The sequence below is a fragment of the Arthrobacter cheniae genome, assembly GCF_003602275.1.
GTDB lineage: Bacteria > Actinomycetota > Actinomycetes > Actinomycetales > Micrococcaceae > Arthrobacter_D > Arthrobacter_D cheniae.
This window is the reverse complement of record NZ_QZVT01000012.1, coordinates 11,653-36,469: the sequence shown is the minus strand read 5'-3', so window position 1 is coordinate 36,469 and position 24,817 is coordinate 11,653. Positions and strand designations below refer to the sequence as shown.

The 24,817-nt window shown below is 66.8% G+C and carries 21 protein-coding genes and 1 pseudogene; 11 read left to right on the top strand and 11 right to left on the bottom strand.

Going from position 1 to position 24,817, the window contains the following annotated elements; genetic code table 11:
* Window positions 1-86 precede the first annotated feature (86 nt).
* The 8 genes from D6T63_RS16660 (at window position 87) to D6T63_RS16625 (ending at window position 9,282) form a co-directional block, all read left to right on the top strand.
* Window positions 87-1,640, top strand: coding sequence for a sugar ABC transporter ATP-binding protein (locus tag D6T63_RS16660; protein ID WP_120150181.1), 1,554 nt, complete (start codon window positions 87-89; stop codon window positions 1,638-1,640).
* Window positions 1,637-2,683, top strand: a complete 1,047-nt coding sequence (locus D6T63_RS16655; protein WP_120150180.1) for an ABC transporter permease — start codon at window positions 1,637-1,639, stop codon at window positions 2,681-2,683. The genes D6T63_RS16660 and D6T63_RS16655 overlap by 4 nt, the downstream gene beginning before the upstream one ends.
* A complete protein-coding gene (locus tag D6T63_RS16650; protein WP_235830821.1) occupies window positions 2,676-3,848 on the top strand; it encodes an ABC transporter permease in 1,173 nt (390 codons plus the stop codon). The genes D6T63_RS16655 and D6T63_RS16650 overlap by 8 nt, the downstream gene beginning before the upstream one ends.
* Window positions 3,849-3,906: 58 nt before the next feature.
* The gene (gene rhaS / locus D6T63_RS16645; RefSeq protein ID WP_120150179.1) at window positions 3,907-4,971 is read left to right on the top strand and encodes a rhamnose ABC transporter substrate-binding protein; all 1,065 of its coding nucleotides are present in this window, start codon (window positions 3,907-3,909) and stop codon (window positions 4,969-4,971) included.
* Window positions 4,972-5,102: 131 nt separating this feature from the next.
* Window positions 5,103-6,575 (top strand): L-fucose/L-arabinose isomerase family protein, encoded by a 1,473-nt coding sequence (locus tag D6T63_RS16640; protein WP_120150178.1) that lies wholly within the window; start codon window positions 5,103-5,105, stop codon window positions 6,573-6,575.
* 35 nt (window positions 6,576-6,610) lie between these two features.
* Window positions 6,611-6,937 (top strand): L-rhamnose mutarotase, encoded by a 327-nt coding sequence (locus D6T63_RS16635; RefSeq protein WP_120150177.1) that lies wholly within the window; start codon window positions 6,611-6,613, stop codon window positions 6,935-6,937.
* Window positions 6,938-7,036: 99 nt separating this feature from the next.
* Window positions 7,037-7,675, top strand: a complete 639-nt coding sequence (locus tag D6T63_RS16630) for a TetR/AcrR family transcriptional regulator (RefSeq protein WP_182977072.1) — start codon at window positions 7,037-7,039, stop codon at window positions 7,673-7,675.
* A gap of 47 nt (window positions 7,676-7,722) precedes the next feature.
* Window positions 7,723-9,282, top strand: coding sequence for an MDR family MFS transporter (locus D6T63_RS16625; RefSeq protein WP_120150175.1), 1,560 nt, complete (start codon window positions 7,723-7,725; stop codon window positions 9,280-9,282).
* 72 nt (window positions 9,283-9,354) lie between these two features.
* Here the strand turns inward: D6T63_RS16625 and D6T63_RS16620 are convergent, their stop codons facing one another.
* The 3 genes from D6T63_RS16620 to D6T63_RS16610 all read right to left on the bottom strand — a co-directional run bounded on the left by D6T63_RS16620 (window position 9,355) and on the right by D6T63_RS16610 (window position 13,330).
* Window positions 9,355-11,835 carry a glycoside hydrolase family 65 protein gene (locus D6T63_RS16620; RefSeq protein WP_120150174.1) on the bottom strand — a complete coding sequence of 827 codons (2,481 nt, stop codon included), beginning with the start codon at window positions 11,833-11,835 and terminating at the stop codon, window positions 9,355-9,357.
* 35 nt (window positions 11,836-11,870) lie between these two features.
* Window positions 11,871-12,614: an HAD family hydrolase gene (locus D6T63_RS16615; protein WP_235830825.1), complete on the bottom strand. Its 744-nt coding sequence runs from the start codon at window positions 12,612-12,614 to the stop codon at window positions 11,871-11,873.
* A 311-nt stretch (window positions 12,615-12,925) separates the two neighbouring features.
* Window positions 12,926-13,330, bottom strand: a complete 405-nt coding sequence (locus D6T63_RS16610) for a DUF7793 family protein (RefSeq protein WP_120150173.1) — start codon at window positions 13,328-13,330, stop codon at window positions 12,926-12,928.
* Between the two features lie 221 nt (window positions 13,331-13,551).
* Here D6T63_RS16610 and D6T63_RS16605 point away from each other — a divergent pair, with 221 nt between their 5' ends.
* Window positions 13,552-14,208: a TetR/AcrR family transcriptional regulator gene (locus D6T63_RS16605; RefSeq protein ID WP_182977071.1), complete on the top strand. Its 657-nt coding sequence runs from the start codon at window positions 13,552-13,554 to the stop codon at window positions 14,206-14,208.
* Between the two features lie 135 nt (window positions 14,209-14,343).
* Here the strand turns inward: D6T63_RS16605 and D6T63_RS16600 are convergent.
* Window positions 14,344-14,765 (bottom strand): annotated as a pseudogene (locus tag D6T63_RS16600) (DUF4383 domain-containing protein).
* Between the two features lie 355 nt (window positions 14,766-15,120).
* Between D6T63_RS16600 and D6T63_RS16595 the strand changes: the two are divergent.
* Window positions 15,121-15,297 carry a YegP family protein gene (locus D6T63_RS16595; protein WP_120150171.1) on the top strand — a complete coding sequence of 59 codons (177 nt, stop codon included), beginning with the start codon at window positions 15,121-15,123 and terminating at the stop codon, window positions 15,295-15,297.
* Between the two features lie 54 nt (window positions 15,298-15,351).
* On the opposite strand, the gene D6T63_RS16590 is transcribed toward D6T63_RS16595, so the two are convergent.
* The 7 genes from D6T63_RS16590 to D6T63_RS16560 all read right to left on the bottom strand — a co-directional run bounded on the left by D6T63_RS16590 (window position 15,352) and on the right by D6T63_RS16560 (window position 22,719).
* Window positions 15,352-16,194 (bottom strand): ACT domain-containing protein, encoded by an 843-nt coding sequence (locus tag D6T63_RS16590; RefSeq protein ID WP_120150170.1) that lies wholly within the window; start codon window positions 16,192-16,194, stop codon window positions 15,352-15,354.
* Window positions 16,195-16,320: 126 nt separating this feature from the next.
* The gene (locus D6T63_RS16585) at window positions 16,321-17,124 is read right to left on the bottom strand and encodes an HpcH/HpaI aldolase family protein (protein WP_182977070.1); all 804 of its coding nucleotides are present in this window, start codon (window positions 17,122-17,124) and stop codon (window positions 16,321-16,323) included.
* A complete protein-coding gene (hpaH, locus tag D6T63_RS16580) occupies window positions 17,109-17,894 on the bottom strand; it encodes a 2-oxo-hept-4-ene-1,7-dioate hydratase (RefSeq protein WP_120150169.1) in 786 nt (261 codons plus the stop codon). The genes D6T63_RS16585 and hpaH overlap by 16 nt, the downstream gene beginning before the upstream one ends.
* Window positions 17,895-17,922: 28 nt before the next feature.
* Window positions 17,923-19,005: a 3,4-dihydroxyphenylacetate 2,3-dioxygenase gene (gene hpaD / locus D6T63_RS16575; protein WP_120150168.1), complete on the bottom strand. Its 1,083-nt coding sequence runs from the start codon at window positions 19,003-19,005 to the stop codon at window positions 17,923-17,925.
* 33 nt (window positions 19,006-19,038) lie between these two features.
* Entirely contained in the window at window positions 19,039-20,589 is a 1,551-nt protein-coding gene (hpaE, locus tag D6T63_RS16570) for a 5-carboxymethyl-2-hydroxymuconate semialdehyde dehydrogenase (protein WP_120150167.1), read from the bottom strand.
* Window positions 20,590-20,597: 8 nt separating this feature from the next.
* On the bottom strand, window positions 20,598-21,275 hold the full coding sequence (locus D6T63_RS16565) for a GntR family transcriptional regulator (protein WP_120150166.1): 678 nt from the start codon (window positions 21,273-21,275) through the stop codon (window positions 20,598-20,600).
* A complete protein-coding gene (locus D6T63_RS16560; protein ID WP_120150165.1) occupies window positions 21,268-22,719 on the bottom strand; it encodes a fumarylacetoacetate hydrolase family protein in 1,452 nt (483 codons plus the stop codon). Before D6T63_RS16560 ends, D6T63_RS16565 begins: the two co-directional genes overlap by 8 nt.
* A gap of 180 nt (window positions 22,720-22,899) precedes the next feature.
* On the opposite strand from D6T63_RS16560, the gene D6T63_RS16555 reads away from it, so the two are divergent.
* Window positions 22,900-24,816 carry an FAD-binding monooxygenase gene (locus tag D6T63_RS16555; RefSeq protein WP_120150164.1) on the top strand — a complete coding sequence of 639 codons (1,917 nt, stop codon included), beginning with the start codon at window positions 22,900-22,902 and terminating at the stop codon, window positions 24,814-24,816.
* Window position 24,817: the final 1 nt, after the last annotated feature.

Sequence of the window (24,817 nt, the reverse complement as noted above, 5' to 3'; positions counted from 1 at the left end):
CGGGCTGTTGACGGTGATGGGGGTCACGCCTACTATTCGAGATGAACCGTTGCTCTGAAACGATTCATTTTCCTCGAGGAGTTGCAATGACGCACCTGGATGGTCGTGAAAGTGGTGCCACGGACCCGAACGCTCCGGTACGGCGGTCCGTGCTGACCCTTCGGGGAGCTCTGAAGACCTTCGGTCCGGTCGTTGCCCTCGCCGACGGGACCATCGATCTCGTCGCGGGCGAGATCCACGCACTGGTGGGGGAGAACGGGGCCGGGAAGTCGACGCTCGTGAAGATCCTCGCCGGGGTGCACCAGCCCGACGCCGGGGAATTCAGCGTCGATGGGCAGGCTGTCAGTTTCCGCAACGTCGCCGACAGCAAGGCCGCGGGCATCTCGGTCATCTATCAGGAGCCCACGCTCTTCCCCGACCTCACGGTCGCCGAGAACATCTTCATCGGGCGCCAGCCCAAAGGGCGCTTCGGCCTCATCAGCCGGGCCGAGATGCGCCGAAGGGCCAAGGATCTGTTCGACCAGCTCGGCGTCCCCATAGATCCTGACCGCGTTGCGGAGGGCCTCTCCATCGCGGACCAGCAGATCATCGAGATCGCCAAGGCCATCTCGCTGGACGCCCGCGTCCTGGTCATGGACGAGCCGACGGCGGCGCTCAGCGGCGTCGAGGTGGAGCGCCTTTTCGCCGTCGCCCGCCGACTGCGCGATGCCGGCAGTGGCATCCTCTTCATCTCGCATCGCTTCGACGAGGTCTTCGGACTGTGCGACCGCATCACGGTCATGCGCGACGGCACCTACATCGCGACGCACGAGACGCCTGCGATGACGGTCGAGGCGATCGTCCGCGAGATGGTGGGCCGCGACATCGACGCCCTGTTCCCCAAGAGCGAGACGGAGAGGGGCGACGTCGTGCTGCGGGTCAGCGGCCTGACGCGCCCCGGCGTCTTCCACGACATCGACTTCGAGGTGCGGGCCGGCGAGATCGTCGCGCTGTCCGGACTCGTCGGGGCCGGGCGCACGGAGGTGGCGCGGGCGGTCTTCGGAATCGACCGGTACGAGTCGGGCACGGTCGAGATGCTCGGGCAGAAGCTCCGCAGCAAGGACCCGCGGGCGTCTATCGACGCGGGTATCGGCTTCGTGCCTGAGGACCGACGGAAGCAGGGGCTCGTCATGGAGCTGTCGGTCGAGCGCAACGCGGCCCTCACGCTCCGCCACTCGCTCGCGAAATTCGGCCTCATCAGTACGAGGGCGGAGCGGGAAGCGGCCGAGACCTGGGGCAAGCGCCTGCAGGTGAAGTCGAGCTCGCCCGAGCACCCGGTCTCGACGCTCTCCGGCGGGAACCAGCAGAAGGTCGTCCTCGCGAAGTGGCTCGCCACGGACCCCAAGCTCCTCATCATCGACGAACCGACCCGAGGTATCGACGTCGGCACGAAGAGTGAGGTGCACCGCCTGATCTCCGAGCTTGCCGGCCGGGGCATCGCCATCCTCATGATCTCCTCCGAACTGCCCGAGGTCCTCGGCATGGCCGATCGTGTCCTGGTGATGCGTGAGGGCCGGATCACCGGCAGGCTGGACCGCTCGGAGGCCACCGCCGAAACCGTCATGCACGCCGCAACCGCAGCCCTGGAGTCATCGCGATGAGCCTCGACAGCAAGAGTGCGGCTCCCGCACATCCCGCCCCCGGGCACCAGCGGCGCTCCGCCCTCGGATCGGTCCTGAAGCTCCGCGAGCTGCCCGTCATCCTCGCCCTCGTCATCCTCGTCACCGTGACGGCTGCCCTCAACCCGCTGTTCCTCAGCGAGCAGGGCATCAAGGACCTGTTGCTGAACGCCACGATCCTCATGATCCTCGCCGTCGGCCAGACGCTCGTGATCATCACCCGGAACATCGACCTCTCGGTCGGCTCCATCCTCGGGCTCGTGGCCTTCGGGACGGGCAGCGTCTTCGTGGCCGCCCCGAACCTGCCGATCATCGCCGTCTTCGGCATCGGGATCCTCTTCGGTGCGGTCCTCGGGGCGGTGAACGGCCTGCTGATCACCGTCGCCAAGGTGCCGGCCCTCGTCATCACGCTCGGCACGCTCTACATCTTCCGCGGCATCAACAACGCCTGGGCGGGCGGCACCCAGTACTTCGCCGGCGATCGCCCCGAGGCGTTCGGCAACCTCTCCGTCGACACGATCCTCGGCTTCCCCGTGATCACCCTCATCGCCGTCGTCGTCGTCGCGATCGTGGCGGTCTACATGCTCGGCACGCGGCCCGGCCGTGACCTCTACGCGATCGGATCGGACCCCGAGGCGGCGAGACTGTTCGGCATCCCCGTGACACGCCGCGTCCTGATGGCCTTCGTGGTGAACGGAGCGCTGGCAGGACTGGCCGGTGTCCTCTACGCGAGCCGCTTCAACTCCGTGGGCGCCACGACGGGCTCAGGACTCGAGCTCGACGTCGTCGCCGCCGCAGTGGTCGGAGGAGTTGCGATCTTCGGCGGCAGCGGCACCGTGGTGGGAGCGGCGATCGGCGCCCTGCTGCTGACCACCATCACCAGCGCACTCACGGCCCTGCGCGTCGACAAGTTCTGGCAGCAGGCCATCGTGGGCATCCTGATCCTCGCTGCCGTCGTCATCGATCGTATCGCCGGTGTGCGGGCCGCCCGCAAGCTCCGGATCGCGGAGGCGCGCAATGTCTGACCCCACCGGTTCCGGGACCATCGTCCACCCCGACGGCGAGCCGTCGGAGACTGCAGCGAAAGGCAGGCGCATGACCGCATCACCCGGAAGCACCAGGCCCGGGACGGAGAAGCGCCAGAAGCCTGGACGACGCGGCGCAGCAGACACCTCGACCGTGCTGGCCGTCCCCAAGGGCCGGACAGGGGCGGCCCGGATCCTGCTGGGGCGCGACGCCGTCATGATCTACGTTCTCCTCGTCGTCGTGCTGTATGCGTGCATCGTCATACCGCGGTTCGCCTCCCCCGTCACCGTCGGCTTCCTGCTCCTCGACGTCATCCCCACGCTGCTGATCGCCCTGCCCATGACGCTCGTCATCATCTCGGGGGAGATCGACCTCTCGGTCGCGAGCATCGCCGGCCTGACCAGCGCCCTCATGGGCGTGCTGTGGCAGGGCGGCATGCCCATCGCACTCGTCCTGGTGATCTGCGTGCTCGCCGGCCTGGTCGCGGGCGCCTTCAACGGAGTGCTGATCGCCTACCTGGGGCTACCGTCCCTCGCGGTGACCATCGGCACGCTCGCGCTCTTCCGCGGCCTGGCCCTCGTGGTGATCGGGGACAACGCCGTCGCGAACTTCCCGCCCGGCCTGACCGCCTTCTTCACGTCGAAGATCGGCGGCACGGGTATCCCCACCGTCATGGTCGGCGTCGTCGTATTGATCGTCGCCTTCGCGATCGTGCTGCACTTCACGCCGTTCGGCCGGGGGCTCTTCGCGCTCGGCTACAGCAAGGAGGCAGCGACATTCGTCGGTATCGACGTCGCCCGCTCCAAGTTCCTCCTGTACCTGGCCACCGGCACCGTGTCCGCCCTGGCGGGCATCTACTGGACCCTCCGCTACTCCAGTGCCCGCAGCGACAACGCGAGCGGGCTCGAACTCGCGGTCATCGCAGCGGTGCTGCTGGGCGGCGTATCGATCTTCGGCGGAAAGGGCTCCATCCCGGGCGTACTCGCCGGGGTCCTGCTGATCGGCACCATTAACTACGCGCTGAAGCTGGATCGCGTCTCCGAGGTGGTCCTCATCATCGTGACGGGCTCCTTGCTCATCATCTCGGTGGTGGCACCCAACGTCGCCGCCGCCATCAAGCAGGCCCGCCACTCCAGGCGTGTCCGTTCTGCTCCACTTCCCTAGCCGTTCCCCTGGGGTTGCACCCGGCGCCGGTCCCCGGCGCCCATCGAAAGGAAAAACAATGAGGTTCATTTCTTCCGGATCGACCGGACGGCGGGCAGCGTTCGCAGCCCTCGCCACCAGTGCTGCCCTGGTCCTCAGTGCCTGCGGCGGCGGTGCGGCGTCCGAAGGCGGCGACAGCGAGGGTGGCAGTGGGTCCGACGGCGAGCAGACCATCACCTTCATCCCCAAGCAGCTCAACAACCCCTACACCGACGTGGTGCTGGGAGGCGGCGAGGACGGCGCGACAGAGGCCGGGTTCGCTTCCTCGGAGGTGGTCGGCCCGCTCGATGCCAGCGCCTCCAGCCAGGTGTCCTTCATCAACGCCGAGACGCAGCGCGGCACCAACGTGATCGTGATCGCGGCGAACGATCCCGACGCCGTAGGCCCCGCCCTCGAGGAAGCCCGTACCGCGGGCGCCAAGATCGTGGCGTTCGACTCCGACACCAATCCGGACTACCGCGACCTCTTCGTCAGCCAGGTCAACGCCAAGGACGTGGCGCTGATCCAGCTGGAGCTCATCTCCGAGCAGATCGGCGGGGAGGGCGAGATCGCCATCCTGTCCGCCACAGCCAACGCCACCAACCAGAACGAGTGGATCAAGTTCATGGAGGAGGAATTGGCGTCCAACCCGGACTACGCGAATATCGAACTCGTCGCCAAGGTCTACGGCGACGACGACGACACCAAGTCCTTCCAGGAGGCGCAGGGCCTGCTGCAGGCGTACCCGGACCTGAAGGGCATCATCTCGCCCACCACGGTCGGCATCGCCGCGACGGCCCGGTACCTTTCCACCTCCGAGTACAAGGGGAAAGTCGCCCTGACAGGTCTCGGCCTGCCGAACGAGATGCGCCCGTTCGTCAAGGACGGCACGGTCTCCGAGTTCGCGCTCTGGGACCCGGCTCAGCTCGGCTATGTGGCGGCTTTCGCAGGCAAGGCCCTGGCCGACGGGACGATCACCGGCGAGGTCGGCGACACCTTCGAGGCCGGAGAGCTCGGCGAACGTGAGATCGGGGACGGCGGCATCGTGCTGGTCGGTCCGCCCACACAGTTCAACGCGGAGAACATCGACGACTACGACTTCTAGTCGTCTGCCGGGCGGGGCGCCCTCGCGGGTGCCCCGCCTTTTCGGCATTGCACGAGCGTCGCCTCGCCAGACCGCGTCAGCCCACATCCAGGTCTTTCTCGTCGTTCCCACCGCCGCTCCAGGAGCCACCCATGACCGCCGAATCCCGAAGCGAGCCCGTCGCACCGCTGGTCCCCTCGACCCTCCTCGAGCCGATCCGCCGTCGCCCTACCCGCCTCGGCCTGGTCTCGGGCGGCCTCGGCGCCTACTGGCCGCAGTTCCCCGACCTCCTGCCGCAGCTGCAGGAGTCCGCGCGCTATGTGACCTCCCGGTTCAACGAACTCGACGCCGAGGTCACCGATGTCGGCTTCGTGTCCGACGCTCGAGAGGCGGCACTGGCCGCGGAGGAATTGCGCCGCGCCGACTGCGACCTGATCGTCATCTTCCTCACCACCTACCTCACGTCCTCCATGGTGCTCCCGATCGCCCAACGGTCGCAGACCCCGGTGCTGGTCATCGATCTCCAGCCCACGGAGGCCATGGACCACGCTAACGTCGATACCGGAGCGTGGCTCGCCTACTGCGGGCAGTGCCCGGTGCCCGAGGTCGCCAACGTCTTCAAGCGTGCGGGCATCCCCTTCCACTCCGTGTCCGGCCACCTCAAGCAGGAGTCGGCGTGGCAGCGCATCAACCAGTGGGTGCACGCGGCCGGTGTTCGTGGCAGGCTCCGGCACGCCCGCCACGGACTCATGGGCCACGTCTACCCCGGGATGCTCGATGTCTCCACCGATCTGACGACGGTGTCGACGACGTTCGGCTCGCATGTGGAGGTGATCGAGTTCGACGATCTGCGCGAGATCGTCGGCGAGGTCACGGATGAGCAGGTGCGTGAGCGCATGGCCCTGGCCCGCAACCTGTTCACGGTGGATCGATCGGTGGACGACGACGACTTCGCGTGGGGCGCGAAGGTCTCCGTGGGACTCGACCGGCTCGTCACCGAGTTCGACCTCGATTCCCTTGCCTACTACCACCGCGGCCTCGCCGGCGAGCAGCACGAACGCCTCGGGGCCGGCATGATCCTCGGCGCCTCGATCCTCACCGCGCGAGGTGTGCCCATGGCCGGCGAGTACGAGCTGCGGACCTCGATCGCCATGCTCGCTGCCCAGGCCATGGGAGCCGGTGGATCCTTCACCGAGATCCAGGCGCTGAACTTCTTCGACAATGTTGTGGAGATGGGCCACGACGGACCGGCGCACCTCGCCGTCAGCGCGGCCCATCCGCTGCTACGGGGGCTCGGTGTCTACCACGGGAAGCGTGGCTGGGGCGTCTCCGTCGAGTTCGACGTGCGGCACGGCCCCGTGACGACCTTCGGCATCGGCCAGGACCCGGACGGCTCCTACGTCTTCATCACGTCCGAGGGCACCGTGGTGCCCGGCCCGCTGCTCGCCATCGGCAATACGACGTCGCGCGTGGACTTCGGGGGCGATCCCGGACTCTGGGTGGACGAGTGGAGCCGGACGGGCATCGGCCACCACTGGGCGCTGTGCATCGGACATCGTGCGGCCGACGTGAAGGCGGCGGCCTCCCTCCTCGGCGTCGAGCACCGCCACGTCTCCCTGACCTGATTTGACCAACTTTGCTCGTGGAAGAAGGACTACCCATGGAACGCGTCTGTTTCCAACTCCAGGTGCAGCCGGAGCGCATCCCCGAGTACCGCGAGCGCCACGCCGCGATCTGGCCGGACATGGCCCGCGCCCTCAAGGACACCGGGTGGCACAACTACTCGCTGTTCCTGCGTCCTGATGGCCTGCTGATCGGCTATGTCGAGTGCGAGGACTTCGCTGCCTCCCAGGCGGCGATGGCCGGGACCGAGGTCAATGCGCGTTGGCAGGCGGACATGGCGCCGTTCTTCGTGGCGCTCGATGGGCGTCCGGACGAGGGTTTCGTGCGGCTCGATGAGGTCTTCCACCTCGAGGACCAGCTCTAGGGAGCGGGACGGCGGTCGCACCTCTCATCGTTCGGGTCTTTGAGGTAGATCACGCGAAGTGCATTTGTGCAATGTTTGCAGATGCGCAAAACTAGGGGGATGAGTTCGACAGTCCTACCCTCCCTGCGTGACCGCCAGAAGGCGGAGACTTGGTTGACCCTGCATCAGGCTGCGGTTGCGTCGGTCCTGGAACGGGGGCTGGATTCCGCCACGGTGGAAACGATCACCGCCCGCGCAGGAGTTTCACAGCGCACCTTCTTCAATTACTTCCCGTCCAAGGAGGACGCCGTGCTGGGCCTGCGGACGCCGGTGATGGATCCGGCCCTGCTCGAGGGCTTCTCCTTCCACCGCGATGTCCTCGGTCAGGTCTCGCGCCTCCTGCTGGCGGTCGCACTGAGCGCGTACGAGGGTGTGGACCAGGTCCGACGCCGTGAGTTGACGCGGCAGTACCCCCATCTGGTCCACCGTATGGTCGAGCGGATGAACGAGGCCGAGGACCTGGTGCGCAGCGCCCTGACCGGCCTCCTTGCCGAGAACCCGCAGTGGTTCGCGGGGATGGGTGAGGAAGACCAGCCCGCGGACGTGGCTGATGTTGCACGCATCGTCGTCATGACGGCCAGCATCCCCTTGCGCTTCACGGTCGCTTCCGGCAGGTACAGTCCCGCTGCCGGCCTGGCGCCCGATGACCTGGCGCCCGCCCTCTCCCTGTTCCATTCAGTACAAAGGAAACTCCTGTGAAAACCGAAGCTGTTCCCGCTGCGGCGCCGGCCGAAGGAAAACAGCATATGGTGCTGCTCTTCATCGGGCTGATGCTCTCGATGCTCCTGGCCTCGCTGAACCAGACCGTTCTCAGCACAGCACTGCCCACCATCGTCGGCGAGCTCAACGGCGTCGACAACATGCTGTGGGTCATCACCGCGTTCATCCTGACCTCGACCATCACCATGCCCATCTACGGGAAGCTCGGGGACCTGATGGGACGCAGGGCCCTGCTCATGGCAGCCATCGTGCTGTTCATGATCGGGTCGGTCGTAGGTGCCCTGGCCAATGACATGGCTGTCCTCATCACCGCGAGGGTCATCCAGGGCCTCGGCGGCGGCGGTCTGATGATCCTGTCCCAGGCGGTCATCGCCGATGTCGTTCCCCCGCGCGAGCGCGGCAAGTACATGGGCCTGATGGGCGGGGTCTTCGCCATCGCCTCGGTCGCCGGTCCCCTGCTGGGCGGCTGGTTCACCGAGGGCCCCGGCTGGCGCTGGGTGTTCTGGATCAACATTCCGCTCGGACTGCTGGCCCTGGCCGGCGCCGTGTTCTTCCTCAAACTGCCCAAGCACTCAGGAAGGCCGCGCCTGGACCTCGGCGGCATGGCACTGCTGGCCATCTCGACCACGGCCCTCGTACTTTTCGCCACCTGGGGCGGTAGCAAATACGCGTGGAGCGATCCGATCATCCTCGGTCTGATCGCCGCGACCGTCGTGGCAGCAGCGGCGTTCGTCGCCGTCGAGCGCCGGACAGCGGAGCCGATCATCCCCCTGCACCTCTTCAGGGACCTCAACTTCAACCTCGCCACCATTGCCGGTCTGTTCATCGGCGTGGCCATGTTCGGTGCGATCGGGTACCTGCCGACCTATCTCCAGATGGCCTTCAGCGTCGACGCAACCACCTCGGGTCTGCTCATGATCCCCATGATGGGCGCGCTCCTGGTCGCCTCGGTCGTCTCCGGACAGCTTGTCAGCCGGACCGGGCGATACAAATGGATGCCTATCGCGGGCGGACTGCTGGTCGCGGTCGCCCTGGGACTGCTCTCCACCCTGACGCCCGAAGCGCCCCTCTGGACCATCTGCGCATACCTGGCCGTGATGGGGCTCGGGCTGGGCCTGAGCATGCAGATCATGGTGCTGATCGTGCAGAACTCGTTCGCGCTGCGTGAGGTGGGAACCGCGACCGCGTCGAACAACTTCTTCCGCCAGATCGGCGCCACGCTCGGTTCGGCAGTAGTCGGGAGCCTCTTCGCCAGCCGCCTCACCGGACTGCTCGCCGAGAGGCTGCCGGCCATGGCAACCGGGGGAGAGGCCGCAGGATCGAATTCCCTGACACCCGCCCTCGTAGCTGGTCTGCCCGCGCCCATCAGGGACGCGGTCATCTCCTCCTACAACGACGCGCTCACCCCGATCTTCATCTGGATGGTCCCACTGGCACTGATCGCCTCCGTGCTGATGTGCTTCGTCAAGGAGAAGTCGCTCGCCACCTCGATCGAACACGATGTGCTGTCCGAGTCCATCTCCGAGGGCAACATCCTCATCACTGCGGACGACGCGCCCGCCACGGCTACAAGCTCGGCACGCTAGGCCACATCCCGGCCCACACGGTCGGCTGACGTGTGGGCGCAGGACTGGTTCCACGCAGCCTTCGCCGCGGTGCTACGGGTTGACGGTGATCCTCGGGATCGAAGCGGTCACCAGGGAGCCGTCAGCGCGGCGGCTCCCTTCGATGTCACTCGTGGTGGGGGTGCCGGTGAGGCGCGGTCCCTGGTCGTCGAGCGGGACGGTGACGGGGAAGCCGGCCGTCACCTCGATGGGTCGGCCGTGCACCGAGACCGTGGCAGTGTCACCTGTTTCCACCGTCAGGGTGATCGCGTCCTGCATCACGTCCACCCGCACACGGGTGCCGCGCAGGGTGATGCGGAAGCTCACCCTGGTCCACGCCTCGGGCAGCCTCGGCTCCAGCGTGATCCGGCCATTGTGATCGCGCATCCCTCCGAAGCCGTAGACGAGGGCGCTCCAGACTCCGCCGGTCGACGCGACGTGGATGCCGTCGGAGGTGTTGCGGTGCAGATCGGCGAGGTCCACGAACAGTGAGGACAGAAAGTATCGGAGCGCGAGGTCGTGGTATCCGACCTCGGCGGCGATGATCGACTGGACCACGGCGGACAGGGTCGAATCGCCCGTGGTCAGGGCTTCGTAGTACTCGAAGTCGGAGCGTTTCTGCCGTGTCGTGAACTCGTGGCCCTGCAGGTGCAGTGCGAGCACGACGTCGGCCTGCTTGAGCACCTGGAAGCGGTAGATCACCAGGGGATGGTAGTGCAGCAGGAGGGGGCGCTTGCTCGGAGGGGTGTTCTCCAGGTCCCACAGCTCCTTCTCGAGGAACGCAGCGTCCTGGGGGTGGATGCCGGCGCGTTCGTCGAAGGGGATGTGCATCCTCTCCGCGGCGCGTGCCCATTCGTCCAGCTCGTCATCCCCGAGCCCCAGACGGGCGACCATCCGGGCATGCGCGGGGCCGTCGATGGCCTGGAGCGATGCGACTGCACGGACCGCGGAGCGGAGATTGGCACGGGCCATCACGTTGGTATAGAGGTTGTCGTTGACGACGGTCGTGTACTCGTCGGGGCCGGTGACACCGTGGATATGGAAGTTGTCGTCGCCGTTGCTCCGCCAGAAGCCGAGATCGGCCCACATCCGCGCCGTTTCGACGAGGATGTCGATCGCGCCGCGGTTGAGGAAGTCGTCGTCACCCGTCGCTGCTACGTACTGCATGAGGGCATAGGAGATGTCCGCGTCGATGTGGTACTGGGCGGTGCTGGCCGCGTAGTACGCCGAAGACTCCTCACCATTGATGGTGCGCCAGGGAAACAGCGCGCCGCGCTGGTTGAGTTCGGCCGCACGCGCTCGGGCCGGTTCGAGCATCGACTGACGGAAACGGAGCGCGTTGCGTGCGACGACGGGAGCCGTGTAGCTGAGGAAGGGCAGGACGTAGACCTCGGTGTCCCAGAAGTAGTGCCCGCCGTAGCCGGAGCCGGAGACGCCCTTCGCGGCGATGCCACCGCCGTCGGTCCGGGCCGTGGACTGGGCCAACTGGAAGAGGTTCCATCGCACGGCCTGCTGGATTGCTGGCTGGCCCTCGATCTCGACGTCCGAGCGTGACCAGAAGTCGGTCAGCCAGGCGCGTTGCTGTCGGAAGTGCTCTTCGGTGGACATTTCGCGTGCACGATCCAGGGTGCGGCTGCAGCGATCGGCCAGTTCGCGCGCGGGCACGCTGCGCGAGGTGTGATAGCTGATGTTCTTGAGGAGCCGGATGGGTCGACCCGGCTTGGCCTTGATCCGATAGGCGTGGGTCGAGAGGTCGTCCTCAATGTGCGAGGTCTGATCCCACTCGTTGTCGGTGAGCAGATCGTGCTCGATCCCACAGGCGATGGTCATCCGGGAGTTCGTCGTGCTGAAGCCGAGCAGGTACCGCGTGTCCTCGATGCGCTTGAGCCGCGGCTGGAGCACCCGGTCGCGGAACGATTCCGCTTTGCGGGGATCGAACGCCCCGCCTTCCTTGAGGAGATTCACCTGGTACTCATCCACGCCGTCCTGCCGGTTGAGCAACTGGCTGGAGATGAGGATGGAGGCTTCGGCATCGAGCATTTCGACCTCGTAGTCGATGATCGCGAGGTGCCGATCCGTGAAGGACACCATGCGGCGCGACCGGATGAGTACGTGCTTCCCGGAGGGAGTGCGCCACTCGATCTCACGTGTCAGGAGGCCGTCGCTGAAGTCGAGGCGCCGCGAATGCCGAAGGATGTCCGCTTTGGACAGGACGAACGGTTCGTCGTCGACGTACAGGCGGATGATCTTGGCATCGGGCACATTCACGATCGTCTGTCCGACGCGTGCGAATCCGTATGCCTCCTCCGCGTGCTGGATCGGCCATGTCTCGTGGAAACCGTTGACGTAGGTACCGTAGGCGTGCCCGTCCCTACCCTCGTCGAGGTTGCCCCTCAAGCCGAGGTAGCCGTTCCCGACGGTGAACAGCGTCTCGTTGCGGCCCTGCTGGGCGACGTCGAACTCCGTCTCGACGAGCGCCCACTCGTCCACGGGGAAGTGGTTGCGGTCGACGGGGTCTGCGGTGATGAGATTCATGGTGTGTCCTGTGGTGCGGGTGGGAGCGGCAGCACTTAGCTGGCGGGGAGGAACGGGATGAGTTCGGCAAGGTCGTCGATGACGAGGTCGGCACCGCGGGCGAGCAGCGTCGCCGCGCCTACCCCACGGTCCACACCGATCACGAGACCGAAGTCGCCGGCCCGGCCGGCATCGATCCCGGACGGGGCGTCCTCGACGACCGCGCATGCCGCGGCGGGAAGACCGAGGAGCTCGGCGGCGTGCAGGTAGGTGTCCGGAGCGGGTTTGCCTGGGAGCCCGTGTCCCGCCGACAGCAGTCCATCGACGACGACCCCGAAACGATCGCTGAGCCCGGCGGCTGCGAGGACGGCGGTCCCATTGCGTGAGCTCGTCACCACCGCGACGCGAAGACCGCTGGCCGCGGCGGCGTCCAGCAGCGCGACGGAGCCCCGGTACGCCGTGACGCCCTGATCCCGAAGCGTGTCGTTGAAGGTCCTGTTCTTCCGGTTCCCCAGTCCACAGACGGTCTCCAGTTCCGGTGGGTCGTCGGGAGTCCCCTCCGGCAGGGTCACGCCGCGCGATGCGAGGAACGCCCGCACGCCGTCGTAGCGGGGACGACCGTCGATGAAGGTGAAGTAGTCATCGTCCGTGTAGGTCTGGTCAAGACCCTTGGCGGCGAGATACGACGTGAAGAGTCGCGACCAGGCGCGCATGTGCACCTCGGCAGTGGGTGTGAGCACGCCGTCGAGGTCGAAGAGGAATGCCTCCAGGTTCGCGAGGCGGGATGCGGCAGGGGGCAGGGGCACGGGTAGCTTTCCGAGGTGGTGGAGGTCCGGACACCGATTCCGCGCACGCGGAACCGGTGAAGGTCGATGGGAGTCGTCATCGACCAGGAGAAGAGAGGGCTTCGAGGGCTGGTCATGGACTGGGGCGCCCACCAGATGCGCCCGAACGGGCGACCCTGCGATGACCAGTCTAAGCCTCGGGACAGAGGCGCCAGGACGAATTCTGCAAGCTGTGCGACGTGGTGAAACCGGGCCGGAAATGTGCTCCGACTCGACGGAGCCACCCACGAGGACCGGGTGCTTCCTCACCAGCATCATCCGGGCGCTCATCGGGTGAGGAGGGTTCGTTCATGCAACGACTCGAGGGCCTGACCCCGGCTTTCGAAGTACGCCACCGGGTACGGGGGGCGATGAACGGCTTCGAAGTGCGTCACCAGGATCTTCTCGACAGGGCAGGAGCCGACGATCGCGGCTGCCGAGACGTCCAGTGATTCCGCCATCAGGACGAAGGCGTGCCGCGCCATGGTGACCATTCCATTGAGTTCGACCAGTATCGGGGAGCATCTACCAGGAGCGAGGAGTTCCTTGTGTCTGATGAGTTCGACGGCGTCGGCAACGGTCACTTCGAGGGATCTGTCCCACTGAAGGACCAGGATCCCGTCATCGAGCACCTGAAGACGAAACCTGGTGGCCACGGGCAGGAGCCCCGCCGAGGAGTACACGGTACTCACCTACCTGCACTCCGTCCTGATCATGCCCGGGTGGACGGTTAATGGTGCCGGCACCGGACGGTCCCAGAAGAACCGCCGGTGCCAGCATCGCGGATACGGTCTCAAGCTTGTCCGCGATTACGGCCATTGGGGGGATGGCCGGAATCGATTCTAACCAGAAATCAGACCAGTCTGTCTACTTGTAGAATTCAGGTACCGTGTCTCAACTTCAAGGAGTCCCTGTGGTTGCTGAAGTCACAACACCTGTAAAGGATGCGCGGGAGCGGATCCTCGCAGCTTCCTACGACCTGTTCGTGGAGCGGGGCATCCGGGCCGTCGGCGTCAACGAGATCATCGCCACTGCGGAGGTCGCGAAGGCCACTTTCTACAGCCACTTCCCGTCCAAGGACGACCTCGTCATGGCGTTCTTCGAGCGCCGCCAGCAGCTCTTCACGACCGGCTACCTTACGGCCGAGTCCCAGCGCCGGGCGGATACACCCCGGGAGCAGCTGCTCGCGATCTTCGACATTTTCGACGAGTGGTTCCACACCCCCGGCTTCACCGGCTGCCCCTACATCCGCGCCCTGCTCGAAACCGGTCCCCTTCATCCCGTGGGTGCAGCCAGCCTGGTCTACCTCAACGAGATACGCTCCAGCCTCGAGGCAGCCGCGACCGCGATGGGACTCACTGATCCCGACGATTTCGCCTACTGCTGGCTGGTTCTCATGCAGGGCGCCATCATCTCCGGCGTCGGCATCGACCCCGACAGCGGAACCAGGATCAGGAAATTGGGCGACATGCTCATCACCCTGCACACACCGGCCGAACCACAGGACAGCAACAGCAGTGGCAAGGCCGACATCAGGACCCGCCAGTCCGCCGAAATCCCGAGCAGGTAGTAACCACCACGCGAACTGCTCCGGGGCCGTTGTCGGTAGTGCCGTCGAACCTGGGGAGCGGGACCCCGGAACTCGTCCGGAGCCCCACTCTGGGGGTGTGTCGACCGGTGAGGTCGGGTCGATCAGTCAGGTGCGTTACGCGTGCTTCGTGGCGGTGCGGTCGCGTGTGAGCAGCAGTGCCAGCGCGACCATGCCGATTCCCAGGAGCAGGTGCAGCCAGTTGTCGGCGTCGTTCAGGGGGACGAAGTTGCCGGCCGAGCTTTGGTCGATGACCAGGCCGTAGATCCACAGGACCAGGTAGATGATCCCCCCGTACAGCAGGTACGAGCGGGCGCCGCTGATGGTGCGCGCCAGGGCAATCCCGGCTGCCCCGAAGAGCAGGTGCACGATGTTGTGCAGGACGGACACCTGGAACAGGCCGNGAGCTGGTCGTACTGGCTGGTGATGCCGGGGATGAAGCCGAGCAGGCCCACGAGAAGGAACACGGCTCCCACGGCGAGGGCTGCTTTCTGGACGTTGGTACGGGTGCCCGCGCGGGGCGTAGGTGCGGTGGTCATGATTTGTTCTCCCAGTCGGATGTGCGAGGGCTCGCCTGCAGCAATCCTCACCGAGGAGTGACGTGCAGGGAGCTGATGAGACGGTGACACCGAGGGCGACGCTCACCTGCTTGGTGTGAGAAGTCGTCCGGTGGTCCAGCACAGTTTAGTAAGCAGACCTCCCCTACGGTGCGCGTGCAGCCCGTGTCGCTGCCACCCGCTGGCTCCTGCCCGTTGCCTATCGTGGAACCTCGGGAGTGGTTGCCGACGGGAACCGAATCGTGTCGAATGGGTATGACAGCGTCGTCCCCTCCGCCGTAGCCCCGCGGCACACCCGAGGGGCAAGGGACAGCGCTGCACGACCCAGGAGGCAGCTGTGGCAGGACGATTCGAGATATATCGCGAACAGGACCATTTCCGGTTCCGGCTCACGGGAGATGACGGTGCCACCCTCGTCACCAGTGAGCCCTATGAGGACAAGGACACCACGGTTGCAGGGATCAACGGCATCCGTGACTGCGCTGCATCAGCACTCATCACAGACCTGAGCTAGCGAGGACCGGGGAAGAACCATCACGCTCAGCCCTGTCCTCAGGTCCGATCGCAGTCAGTCGCCTCGGCCATGAAGCGCGCCGCAGTGCGCGGCCATCGCCGCCAACTCGGACAGCCGGTGGGCTCGTGCGGATTCTGCGGCGGTGAAGGGTTCCCCGGCCCGGGAAAAGACCATCGGTTCCCCGGCCGGGGAGGGAATCTTGAGGAGTTCGGCCCCTTCGACGAAGGACCGGACGGCGGGCGACGGCGGCACTACGGGATCAGCGGAGAGGAGTTCGGCGACTGCGTACGGCAGCTCCGAGGGGTCCTGCGCCACGTGGCAGGCAAGCGACAGCGCTTTGGTCTGTCCGTCGGCGAGGGCCAGCGCAGTGGAAGGCCAGACCTGGGCGGAGGCCCCACCGCCCAGGAGGGGGGCCCGCACGAGGTCCTGCTCCCCGATTCCTGTCGGTGCGGCGAGGACGAATTCATCGACGCTCGACCCTGATCCGGGGTGGATGTGGAGTGACATGATGTTGACCCCGCGACGGGCCAGCTGGTGGGAGATGCGTTCCAGGGCTCCGGGGGTGTCGTCGACCCTGACGCGCGCCCGCCACAGATCCGCCGCGGCGTCGAGTCGCCCGCGCTGCTTCAACGCAGGGGCGTGCAGCCAGGTCCGCAGGAACCTCATTACGGAGGGCTCCGCCACCCAGATCACCAGCGCGGTCGCCGTGAGGGCCAGGAGGAGCACCTTGAGCGGATAGCTCAGGTGCGTCTGGACCACCACGGCGTGGACGGCCAGTTCTATGGGCAGCATCACGGCCACATTGGCGAGTGTCAGCCGGACCTTACCGGGCTCGGGCAGTTGCCCGCAGGAGTCGCATCGGAGTGAAGCAGCAGTGGAACCGGTGGAGCGTTTCATGACTCCACTGTGCGAAGCGCCCGTTTCGGCAGCGTTGCAGGGCGGTTCCATGACAAATAAGTTGACGGGCCCCTGCGTACGTCCGTGCACGAAGCCACGACAGTGCGGCACCGTGCGAAGACAACGTCAGTAACCGGCCGGGGAATCGCCGTCGGAGGCCGGGATGAAGTCGGCGGCCAGGGCCTCGGAGCCCCGGGCGAGGAGTGCGACATCGGCCCCGACCAGGACGAAGCGGGCACCGGCGTCGAGGTAGTGCCGGGCCGTCGTCGGGTTGAAGGCATTGACTCCGGCTGGTGTGCCGGCCCGCTCGGCTGCTGCGAGGCAGTGTTCGACTGCGGCGCGCACCTGTGGGTGTTCCTGCTGGCCGAGGAGTCCCATGGAGGCCGCGAGGTCGGAGGGCCCGACGAAGATCGCGTCGACGCCGTCCACCGCAAGGATGTCGTCCACGGCCTCGACGGCGGCCGTGGACTCGATCTGCACGGTCAGGCTGATCGTGGAGGACGCATCCGCCAGGTAGTCCGACACCCTGTTCCAGCGTGCGGCGCGGGCCAGGGCGGAGCCGACGCCCCGGACACCCTCGGGCGGATACCGGGTGGCGGCGACGGCGGCTTCGGCGTCCGCGACGGAGGAGACCATGGGGATCAGGAGGTTCTGTGCCCCGAGGTCGAGGTACTGCTTGATGATCACGGTGTCGTTGACGGGGGGTCTGACGAGTACCTGGACCGGGTAGCCGGAGACGGCCTGGAGTTGGGCGAGGATCGATTCGAGCCCGTTGGGGCTGTGTTCGGCATCGATGAGCAGCCAGTCCAGACCCGATCCGGCACAGATCTCGGCGACAAGCGGGCTGCCGGAGCAGGCCCACATCCCGGCGAGCGGGCGGTCGGACGCGACCAGTGCGTCGGCGAAGGTGGGGGCTAGACGAAGCGGCATGTGACGGCTCCCAGGGGTCCGTAGTCGGCGTGGACGGTATCGCCCGCGTGGACCCACATGGGTCGGGTGAAGGATCCGGCGAGGATGATGTCGCCGGCCTTCAGGCCGTCACCGTGGGCGGCGATCTTGTTGGCGAGCCAGTGCACACCGGCGGCAGGATGGTCGAGGACCCCGGCGGCGACCCCGGTCTCCTCCACCACCTGGTTCTTGTAGAGGATGGCGGACACCCAGCGCAGGTCGACGGCGTCCGGCCTCACCGGCCTGCCGCCGATCACCATGGCGCCCATCGCCGCGTTGTCGGAAATGGTGTCCACGATGGTGCGGCCCTCCATCTCGATCCGCGAGTCGAGGATCTCCAGCGCAGGCACCACATAGTCCGTCGCGTTCAGCACGTCGAAGATGGTGCAGCCCGGTCCTGTGAGGTCGGCTTTCAGCACGAAGGCGAGCTCCACCTCCACCCTTGGGTGTGAGTACTGGTCCCACCTGACCGAGCACCCGGTCTCGAGCACCATGTCGTCGAAGATGGCACCGTAGTCGGGTTCGGTGATGCCGGTGGCCGCCTGCATGGCGCGCGAGGTGAGGCCGATCTTCCGCCCTACGAGCGTGCGGCCGGCGTCCTCGTTGCGCCGGCACCAGAGCCGCTGCACGGCATAGGAGTCCTCCACGGTCATGCCCGGGTAGCGGGACGTGAGCAGGGGGACGGGCGTCCGTGTCCGGGCAGCGTCGAGTAGTTCGTCGGCTATGCCGCTGATGGCCTGCGGATCGAGCATCGGGAGTCCTTCGGTGGTCCGGGAGAAGTCAGAGCTGGGTGCCGAGCTTGAAACCCTCCGCGGGTGCGCCGCCGTCGTCCCTGCGGGTGTAGGAGAAGCCGTCTGCACCGACGGTGACTGCCTGCTCGCTCCTCTCGTCCCGCTCGGTGACGGGTTGCGGGTTCCCGTCGAGGTCGAGGACCAGCGAGGCTTCCGTGTACCAGGACGGAACGACGGCGTTGCCCCACCAGTCGCGGCGCTGGTTGTCGTGGACGTCCCAGGTGATGGTCGGGTTGTCGGGGTCACCCGTGTAGTAGTCCTGGCAGTAGATCTCGATGCGGTGGCCGTCGGGATCGAGGATATAGAGGTAGAAGGCGTTGGAGACGCCGTGGCGTCCGGGCCCGCGCTCGATCCGGTCGCTGATCCGCAGGGCGCCCATCTTGTCGCAGATCTGGATGATGTTGTGCTTCTCGTGGGTCGCGAACGCGACGTGGTGCATGCGGGGCCCGTTGCCGCCGGTCAGGGCTGTGTCGTGGACGGTCTGCTTGCGGTGCATCCAGACGGCGTAGGTCACGCCGTCGGAGTCCTGGATGTCCTCCGAGACGCGGAAGCCGAGGTCCTCGAGGTACGCCCGGCCCCGGGGGACGTCGGGGGTGACCTGGTTGAAGTGGTCAAGGCGCACCAGTTCGCCGGCGGAGTAGAGGTCGTAGCGCTGGGTGAGGCGCTCCACGTGCTCGACGTCGTAGAAGAACTCGTAGGGGAAGCCGAGCGGATCCTCGACGCGGACCGAGTCCCCGACGCCCTTGGTGAACCCTTCCGCCCGGCGCTCGGTGCGGCAGCCCAGTTCCCTGTAGTACGCCTCCGCGACGTCGACCTCCGTGGGTGACTTCACGCGGTAGGCGAAGGCCGCGACGGCGGCGACGGGTCCCTTGCGCAGGACCAGGTTGTGATGGATGAACTCCTCGAGGGAGCGCAGGTAGATCGCGTCGTCGTTCTCCTCGGTGACATGCAGGCCGAGGACGTCGACGTAGAACTCGCGTGAGCGGGCGAGATCGGTGACCACGATCTCCATGTAGGCACAGCGGACGATGTCCGGTGCCGGGACCGACGGGGTGGGGATGCGGTGGGACATGATGTCTCTCTCCGTTGAGGGAACAGGTGGGGATCAGCCTTCGTTGGCGGCTGAGTCCTCGATGTTCCCGAACTTCGGGGTGTGGACCGTGCCGAGGGTGATGTGCACGGCCTGCTGGTCGGTGTAGAAGTCGATGGAGCGGTAACCGCCCTCGTGGCCGAGTCCGGAGGCCTTGACACCGCCGAACGGAGTGCGCAGGTCCCGGACGTTGTGGCTGTTGAGCCAGACCATGCCCGCTTCGACGTTCTGCGCGAAGGTGTGTGCCCGGGTGAGGTCCTTCGTCCAGACGTAGGCGGCGAGTCCGTACTTCGTGTTGTTGGCGAGCTCGAGGGCTTCGGTGTCGCTGTCGAAGGGGGTGATGGCGACGACGGGGCCGAAGATCTCCTCCTGGAAGATCCGGGCGTCGGGGGCGACGTCGGCGAATACCGTGGGCGCGATGTAGTTGCCCTCGGGAAGGTGGTCGGGGCGGCCGCCACCGGCGAGGAGGCGTCCCTCGGTCTTGCCGATCTCCACGTAGGACGCGACCTTCGCGAAGTGTTCGGGATGCACCAGGGCGCCGACCTCGGTCTTCGGGTCGTGCGGATCCCCGACGACGATCGTCTTCGCCCGAGCAGCGTACTTCTCGCAGAACTCGTCGTAGACTGCCCGCTCGACGAGGATGCGGGACCCCGCGGTGCAGCGCTCGCCGTTGAGGGAGAACACTCCGAACAGGGCCGAGTCGATGGCGGCGTCGATATCTGCATCCGCGAAGACGACGCAGGGCGACTTCCCACCGAGCTCCATCGACAGTCCCTTGAGGTTCGCCGCTGCATTGCGGAAGATCGTCTGGCCCGTGGTGGTCTCACCCGTGAACGAGATGAGCGGAACATTCGGGTGCTTCACGAGGGCGTCGCCGGCTTCCTCCCCGAGTCCGTTGACGAGGTTGAAGACGCCGTCGGGCAGGCCGGCGTCCTTGAAGATCTGCGCCCAGAGCGACGCGGAGAGCGGGGTGAACTCGGCCGGCTTCAGGACCACGGTGTTGCCGGTGGCCAGGGCGGGCGCCAGCTTCCAGGACTCGAGCATGAAGGGCGTATTCCAGGGCGTGATGAGCCCGGCGACGCCGATCGGCTTGCGGTTGACGTAGTTGATCTGGGAACCGGGGACCTTCATGGCGTCGTCGAACTGGGCCACGATGAGGTCCGCGAAGAAGCGGAAGTTCTCCGCAGCGCGGAGGGCCTGGCCCTTCGCCTGGGTGATCGGCAGACCGGTGTCGAAGGTCTCCAGTTCCGCGAGCCTCGATTCCTGAGCCTCGACGGCATCGGCGATCCGGTTCAGCACTCGCGCCCGCTCCCGGGGCTTCATCCGCGGCCACGGCCCGTGCACGAACGCCTGACGGGCGGCTGTGACGGCGACGTCGATGTCCTCCGTCTGGCCGGCCGCTGCCGTCGCGTAGGTGGTATTGGATACCGGGTCGAGGACATCGAAGGTCGCCCCTCCGATGGAATCGACGAACCGGCCGCCGATGTAGTGCTGGATATGGGAGGGCAGGCCCTCGGGGATGTACTGCTGCGGTCCTGCTGTCGTTCCTGCGCTGGGAGTCGTCATCGGGTGTCCTAACGGTGGTCGTTGGCGGAGTGCGCGAGGTAGGCCTCGAGGGTGGCAGTGCGGTGGGCGCGGGCTGCGCGCTCGATCTCGTCGGGGTCGGCGGCTCCCTCGATCAGGCGGAGCAGGCCCTCGTGTTCCCCGACCGATGCGCGGGCGCGGCCGGGGACGAAGCGGAAGGTCGACGACCGCAGGGAGGCGAGGCGGTTCCAGCCGCGGTGCACGAGGTCGAGGATGTGCGGATTCGGGCAGTGCTCGAAGAGGATCGCGTGGAAGTCCTGGTTCAGGCGGGTGAAGCGCAGCGGGTCGAAGTGCTCCAGGCAGGCGCGCATCTCCTCGTTGACCGCACGGGCACGGGCGATGTCGTCGGGCCCTATCAGGGGCGCGGACAGGGCCGTGGCCGCTCCCTCGACGAGGCTCAGGGTCTGCATCGTGTAGAGATATTCTGTGGGGTCGATGCCCGCGACCGTCGCTCCGATGTTCCGCTCGAAGGCGACGAGCCCCTCCGCTTCCAGTCTGCGGATCGCTTCCCGCACGGGGACGACGCTGACGCCGAGGTCATGGGCGATCTTGGCGAGGACGAGGCGATGCCCCGCAGGGTAGGCGCCGTCGACGATCCGCGCCTTCACCGCGGCGTAGGCCTGCTGTGATTTACTGCCCGACGATACGGCAGCCGTCACGTCAGTCATCGGAGCGCCAGTCCTCGTAGCGTGCACGCCAGGCCGCGTTCAGCGGGTACAGTCCGTCGATGCCGTGCCCCTCGGTGACCATCTCGGCGATGAAGGTCTCCTCGCGCTCCTGCGCGACGGCCTCGTTGGCGAGCTCCTCGGCGAGGGCCGGCGGAATGACGAGGATGCCGTCGGTATCCGCGACGATGATGTCGCCGGGCTGCACCGTGGTGCCCCCACACGCGATGGTGACGTCGGTGTCCCAGGGGATGTGGCGCCGACCGAGGACGGCGGGGTGGGGATTGGCATAGAAGGTGGGCATGTCCATGGCGGCCACGGTCGCGAAGTCCCGGACGCCGCCGTCGGTGATGATCGCCGCGGCACCCCGGACCTGGGCCCGCAGCGCCAGGATGTCGCCGACGGTGCCGGTGCCCTTCTCGCCGCGTGCCTCCATCACGAGGATCTCGCCCTCGTTCACGGTGTCGATGGCCCGTTTCTGCGCGTTGTACCCGCCACCGTGTGCGGTGAAGAGGTCCTCGCGGTTCGGCACATAGCGCAGGGTGCGGGCGATGCCGACGACCCTCTTTCCCGGTTTCGTGGAGGAGAGCCCGTCGATGCTGACGTTGTTCAGGCCGCGCTTGCGTAGCTGCGACGACAGCGTTGCGGTGGACACCCGTTCGAGGCGGGCCTTGAGCTCGGGAGTGAGCACCGGTACCGGATCGCCCAGTCCTGCTGCCTCCCGGGAACCGTAGGCCTCCTCGCGCTGGACGTCGTCGGCCCTGGGTTGCGCACCGAAGTCCGCGAACGGCGTCGTTCCATTGCTGACGGGCGTGGTGAGCCGCCCCGTGGAGAGGACGCCAGAGGTCACTTCGACCTCGAGGAGGTCGCCGGGTCGGGCGACGGATGCGCCCGCCGGGGTGCCGGTCAGGATGATGTCGCCGGTCTCGAGGGTGAGGAGTTGCGACAGGTCGGCGACGAGGCGGGCGAACGGGAACAGGAGATCGGCGGTGGTGTCATCCTGGACCAGCACACCGTTGTGCCAGGTGCGGATGCGGAGAGCGGCAGGGTCGACGTCGGCGGCCGGGATCAGCTCGGGCCCCACCGGTGTGAAGCCGTCGCCGCCTTTGGACCGGAGGTTGGAACCCTTGTCGGCGTAGCGGAGGTCGTAGACCCCGAGGTCGTTGCCGGCCGTGACCCACTGCACGTGACCCCACGCGTCCGCGGGGGATACCCGACGGGCGGGGGCGCCGATCACGAGGGCGACCTCGCCCTCGAATCCGAGCAACTCGCATCCGGCGGGACGTTCGACACCCGCACCGGAGAGAGCGAGGGATGAGGGGGGCTTCAGGAAGTAGGACGGCTGCTCTGGGGTGCGTCCCCGTTGTGCCGCTCGGCTGGGGTAGTTGATGTGCACCGCAATGATCTTGCGGGTCGCCGCCAGGAGGCTTTCGGCTACCGGTTCCACGCAACACTCCTCATCGAGTACGAAATCGTATACGAATAGTAGCGGGAGACTGCAGACCCGTAAAGGCGGCTTTACGTTCTACCGTTACGGGGTCTAGCATCGGCGAACGATAGTGGAACAGGCAGTTCGATTATCGAACCCATCCTCCGGCACCCCATCACGACGAAGTGAGGTCAGCCCGTGCAATTCCACCACCACGGCTACGTCTCGGGCGATCCCCGGGTCCAGCCGCCAGCAGGTGTAGGCCTGGACCGGCCGCGGGACCTTCCCGACGAGGTCGACGTCCTCATCATCGGCACGGGACCCGCGGGCATGATCACCGCCGCACAGCTCTCGCAATTCCCGGGCATCACCACGCGCATCGTCGAACGGCGACCGGGCCGGCTTCCCATCGGGCAAGCCGACGGCATCCAGGCGCGAAGCGTCGAGACCTTCCAGGCCTTCGGCTTCGCCCAGCGCATCACGGAGGAGGCGTACCGGATCGTCGAGATGGCCTTCTGGAAGCCGGACCCGCAGGACCCCTCGCGCATCGTCCGGACGGCCAGGCCCGTCGACGATCCGGCCGGGATCAGCGAGTTCCCCCACCTGATCGTCAATCAGGCCCGCGTCCTCGACTACTTCGCCGAGTTCATGAAGAACGCACCTACCCGTATGGAGCCCGATTACGGCTTCGAATTCGTAGGTCTGGAGGTCGACGACGAGCACCAGTACCCGGTGCGGGTCACCGTCACCCGCACCTCGGGCGAGCACGAGGGCGAAACCCGCACCATTCGTGCGAAGTACGTGGTGGGTGCCGACGGCGCCCGCAGCAAGGTCCGCCAGGCAATCGGCTGCACACTCGAAGGGGACAAGGCGAACCACGCCTGGGGCGTGATGGACGCCGTCGCGGTCACCGACTTCCCCGACATCCGCCGTAAATGCGCCATCCAGTCCGGCGGAGGCGGCAGCATCCTCCTGATCCCCCGCGAGGGCGGACACCTCTTCCGCATGTACGTGGACCTCGGTGAGACCAGCCCCGATGACGACGGCGCAGTCCGGCGGACGACCATCGACCAGATCATCGCGAAGGCGAATGCCATCCTCAGCCCGTACACCCTCGACGTCCGGAACGTCGCGTGGCACAGCGTCTACGAGGTGGGGCACCGCCTCACCGACAGGTTCGACGACGTCCTGCCGGAGCAGGTGGGCACCCGCACTCCGCGGGTGTTCATCACGGGGGACGCCTGCCACACGCACAGCGCCAAGGCAGGCCCGGGCATGAATGTCTCGATGCAGGACGGCTTCAATCTCGGCTGGAAGCTCGGGCACGTGCTCGAGGGCCGGAGCCCCGAGGAGCTCCTGGCCACGTACTCCGCTGAACGGCAGGTCGTCGCGAAGAATCTCATCGAGTTCGACAAGGAATGGTCGATGCTCATGGCGCGTAGGCCGGAGGAGTTCGCCAGTCCGTCCGAGCTCGAGGACTTCTACGTACGCACCGCCGAGTTCCCGGCCGGATTCATGACCCAGTACCAGCCCTCCATCCTGGTCGCAGAAGCCCAGCACCAGAAACTGGCGACAGGCTTCCCCATCGGGAAGCGATTCAAGTCCGCTCCCGTGGTGCGCGTCGGCGACGGCGTTCCGGTGCATCTCGGCCACCACGCGACGGCAGACGGCCGCTGGCGGATCTACGTCTTCGCCGACCGCGCGGAGCCGGGTGCTGCATCGGGGGTCGCAGACCTGGCACGGTGGATCGGCTCGGCCGCCGATTCTCCGCTCGCTGCGATGCCCGAGGGGATCGACAGGGATGCGTGGTTCGATGTGAAGGTCGTATACCAGCAGGACCACACCCAGGTGGACATCGCCCGGGTACCGCCGGAGTTCAAGCCCGCGGTCGGCCCCTTCGGCCTGACCGACTACGAGAAGGTGTACGCGGCGGACCCGCACGCCGACATCTTCGACCTTCGTGGGCTGGACCGCGCGGGCGTCGTCGTCGTCGTCCGCCCTGACCAGTACGTGGCACATGTCCTGCCGCTGGCCGACACGGCAGGGCTGGTCTCGTTCTTCTCTCCGATCCTGACCGCCTCGCCGGACCGCCGGCGAGGACGGGCATTTGCCTGAC

Bases quoted from the DNA above. Each gene is read 5' to 3' on its own strand.
- D6T63_RS16660 (WP_120150181.1), top strand. From the start codon at position 87: ATGACGCACCTGGATGGTCGTGAAAGTGGTGCCACGGACCCGAACGCT.
- D6T63_RS16655 (WP_120150180.1), top strand. From the start codon at position 1,637: ATGAGCCTCGACAGCAAGAGTGCGGCTCCCGCACATCCCGCCCCCGGG.
- D6T63_RS16650 (WP_235830821.1), top strand. From the start codon at position 2,676: ATGTCTGACCCCACCGGTTCCGGGACCATCGTCCACCCCGACGGCGAG.
- rhaS (WP_120150179.1), top strand. From the start codon at position 3,907: ATGAGGTTCATTTCTTCCGGATCGACCGGACGGCGGGCAGCGTTCGCA.
- D6T63_RS16640 (WP_120150178.1), top strand. From the start codon at position 5,103: ATGACCGCCGAATCCCGAAGCGAGCCCGTCGCACCGCTGGTCCCCTCG.
- D6T63_RS16635 (WP_120150177.1), top strand. From the start codon at position 6,611: ATGGAACGCGTCTGTTTCCAACTCCAGGTGCAGCCGGAGCGCATCCCC.
- D6T63_RS16630 (WP_182977072.1), top strand. From the start codon at position 7,037: ATGAGTTCGACAGTCCTACCCTCCCTGCGTGACCGCCAGAAGGCGGAG.
- D6T63_RS16625 (WP_120150175.1), top strand. From the start codon at position 7,723: ATGGTGCTGCTCTTCATCGGGCTGATGCTCTCGATGCTCCTGGCCTCG.
- D6T63_RS16620 (WP_120150174.1), bottom strand. From the start codon at position 11,835: ATGAATCTCATCACCGCAGACCCCGTCGACCGCAACCACTTCCCCGTG.
- D6T63_RS16590 (WP_120150170.1), bottom strand. From the start codon at position 16,194: ATGAAACGCTCCACCGGTTCCACTGCTGCTTCACTCCGATGCGACTCC.
- D6T63_RS16585 (WP_182977070.1), bottom strand. From the start codon at position 17,124: ATGCCGCTTCGTCTAGCCCCCACCTTCGCCGACGCACTGGTCGCGTCC.
- hpaH (WP_120150169.1), bottom strand. From the start codon at position 17,894: ATGCTCGATCCGCAGGCCATCAGCGGCATAGCCGACGAACTACTCGAC.
- hpaD (WP_120150168.1), bottom strand. From the start codon at position 19,005: ATGTCCCACCGCATCCCCACCCCGTCGGTCCCGGCACCGGACATCGTC.
- hpaE (WP_120150167.1), bottom strand. From the start codon at position 20,589: ATGACGACTCCCAGCGCAGGAACGACAGCAGGACCGCAGCAGTACATC.
- D6T63_RS16565 (WP_120150166.1), bottom strand. From the start codon at position 21,275: ATGACTGACGTGACGGCTGCCGTATCGTCGGGCAGTAAATCACAGCAG.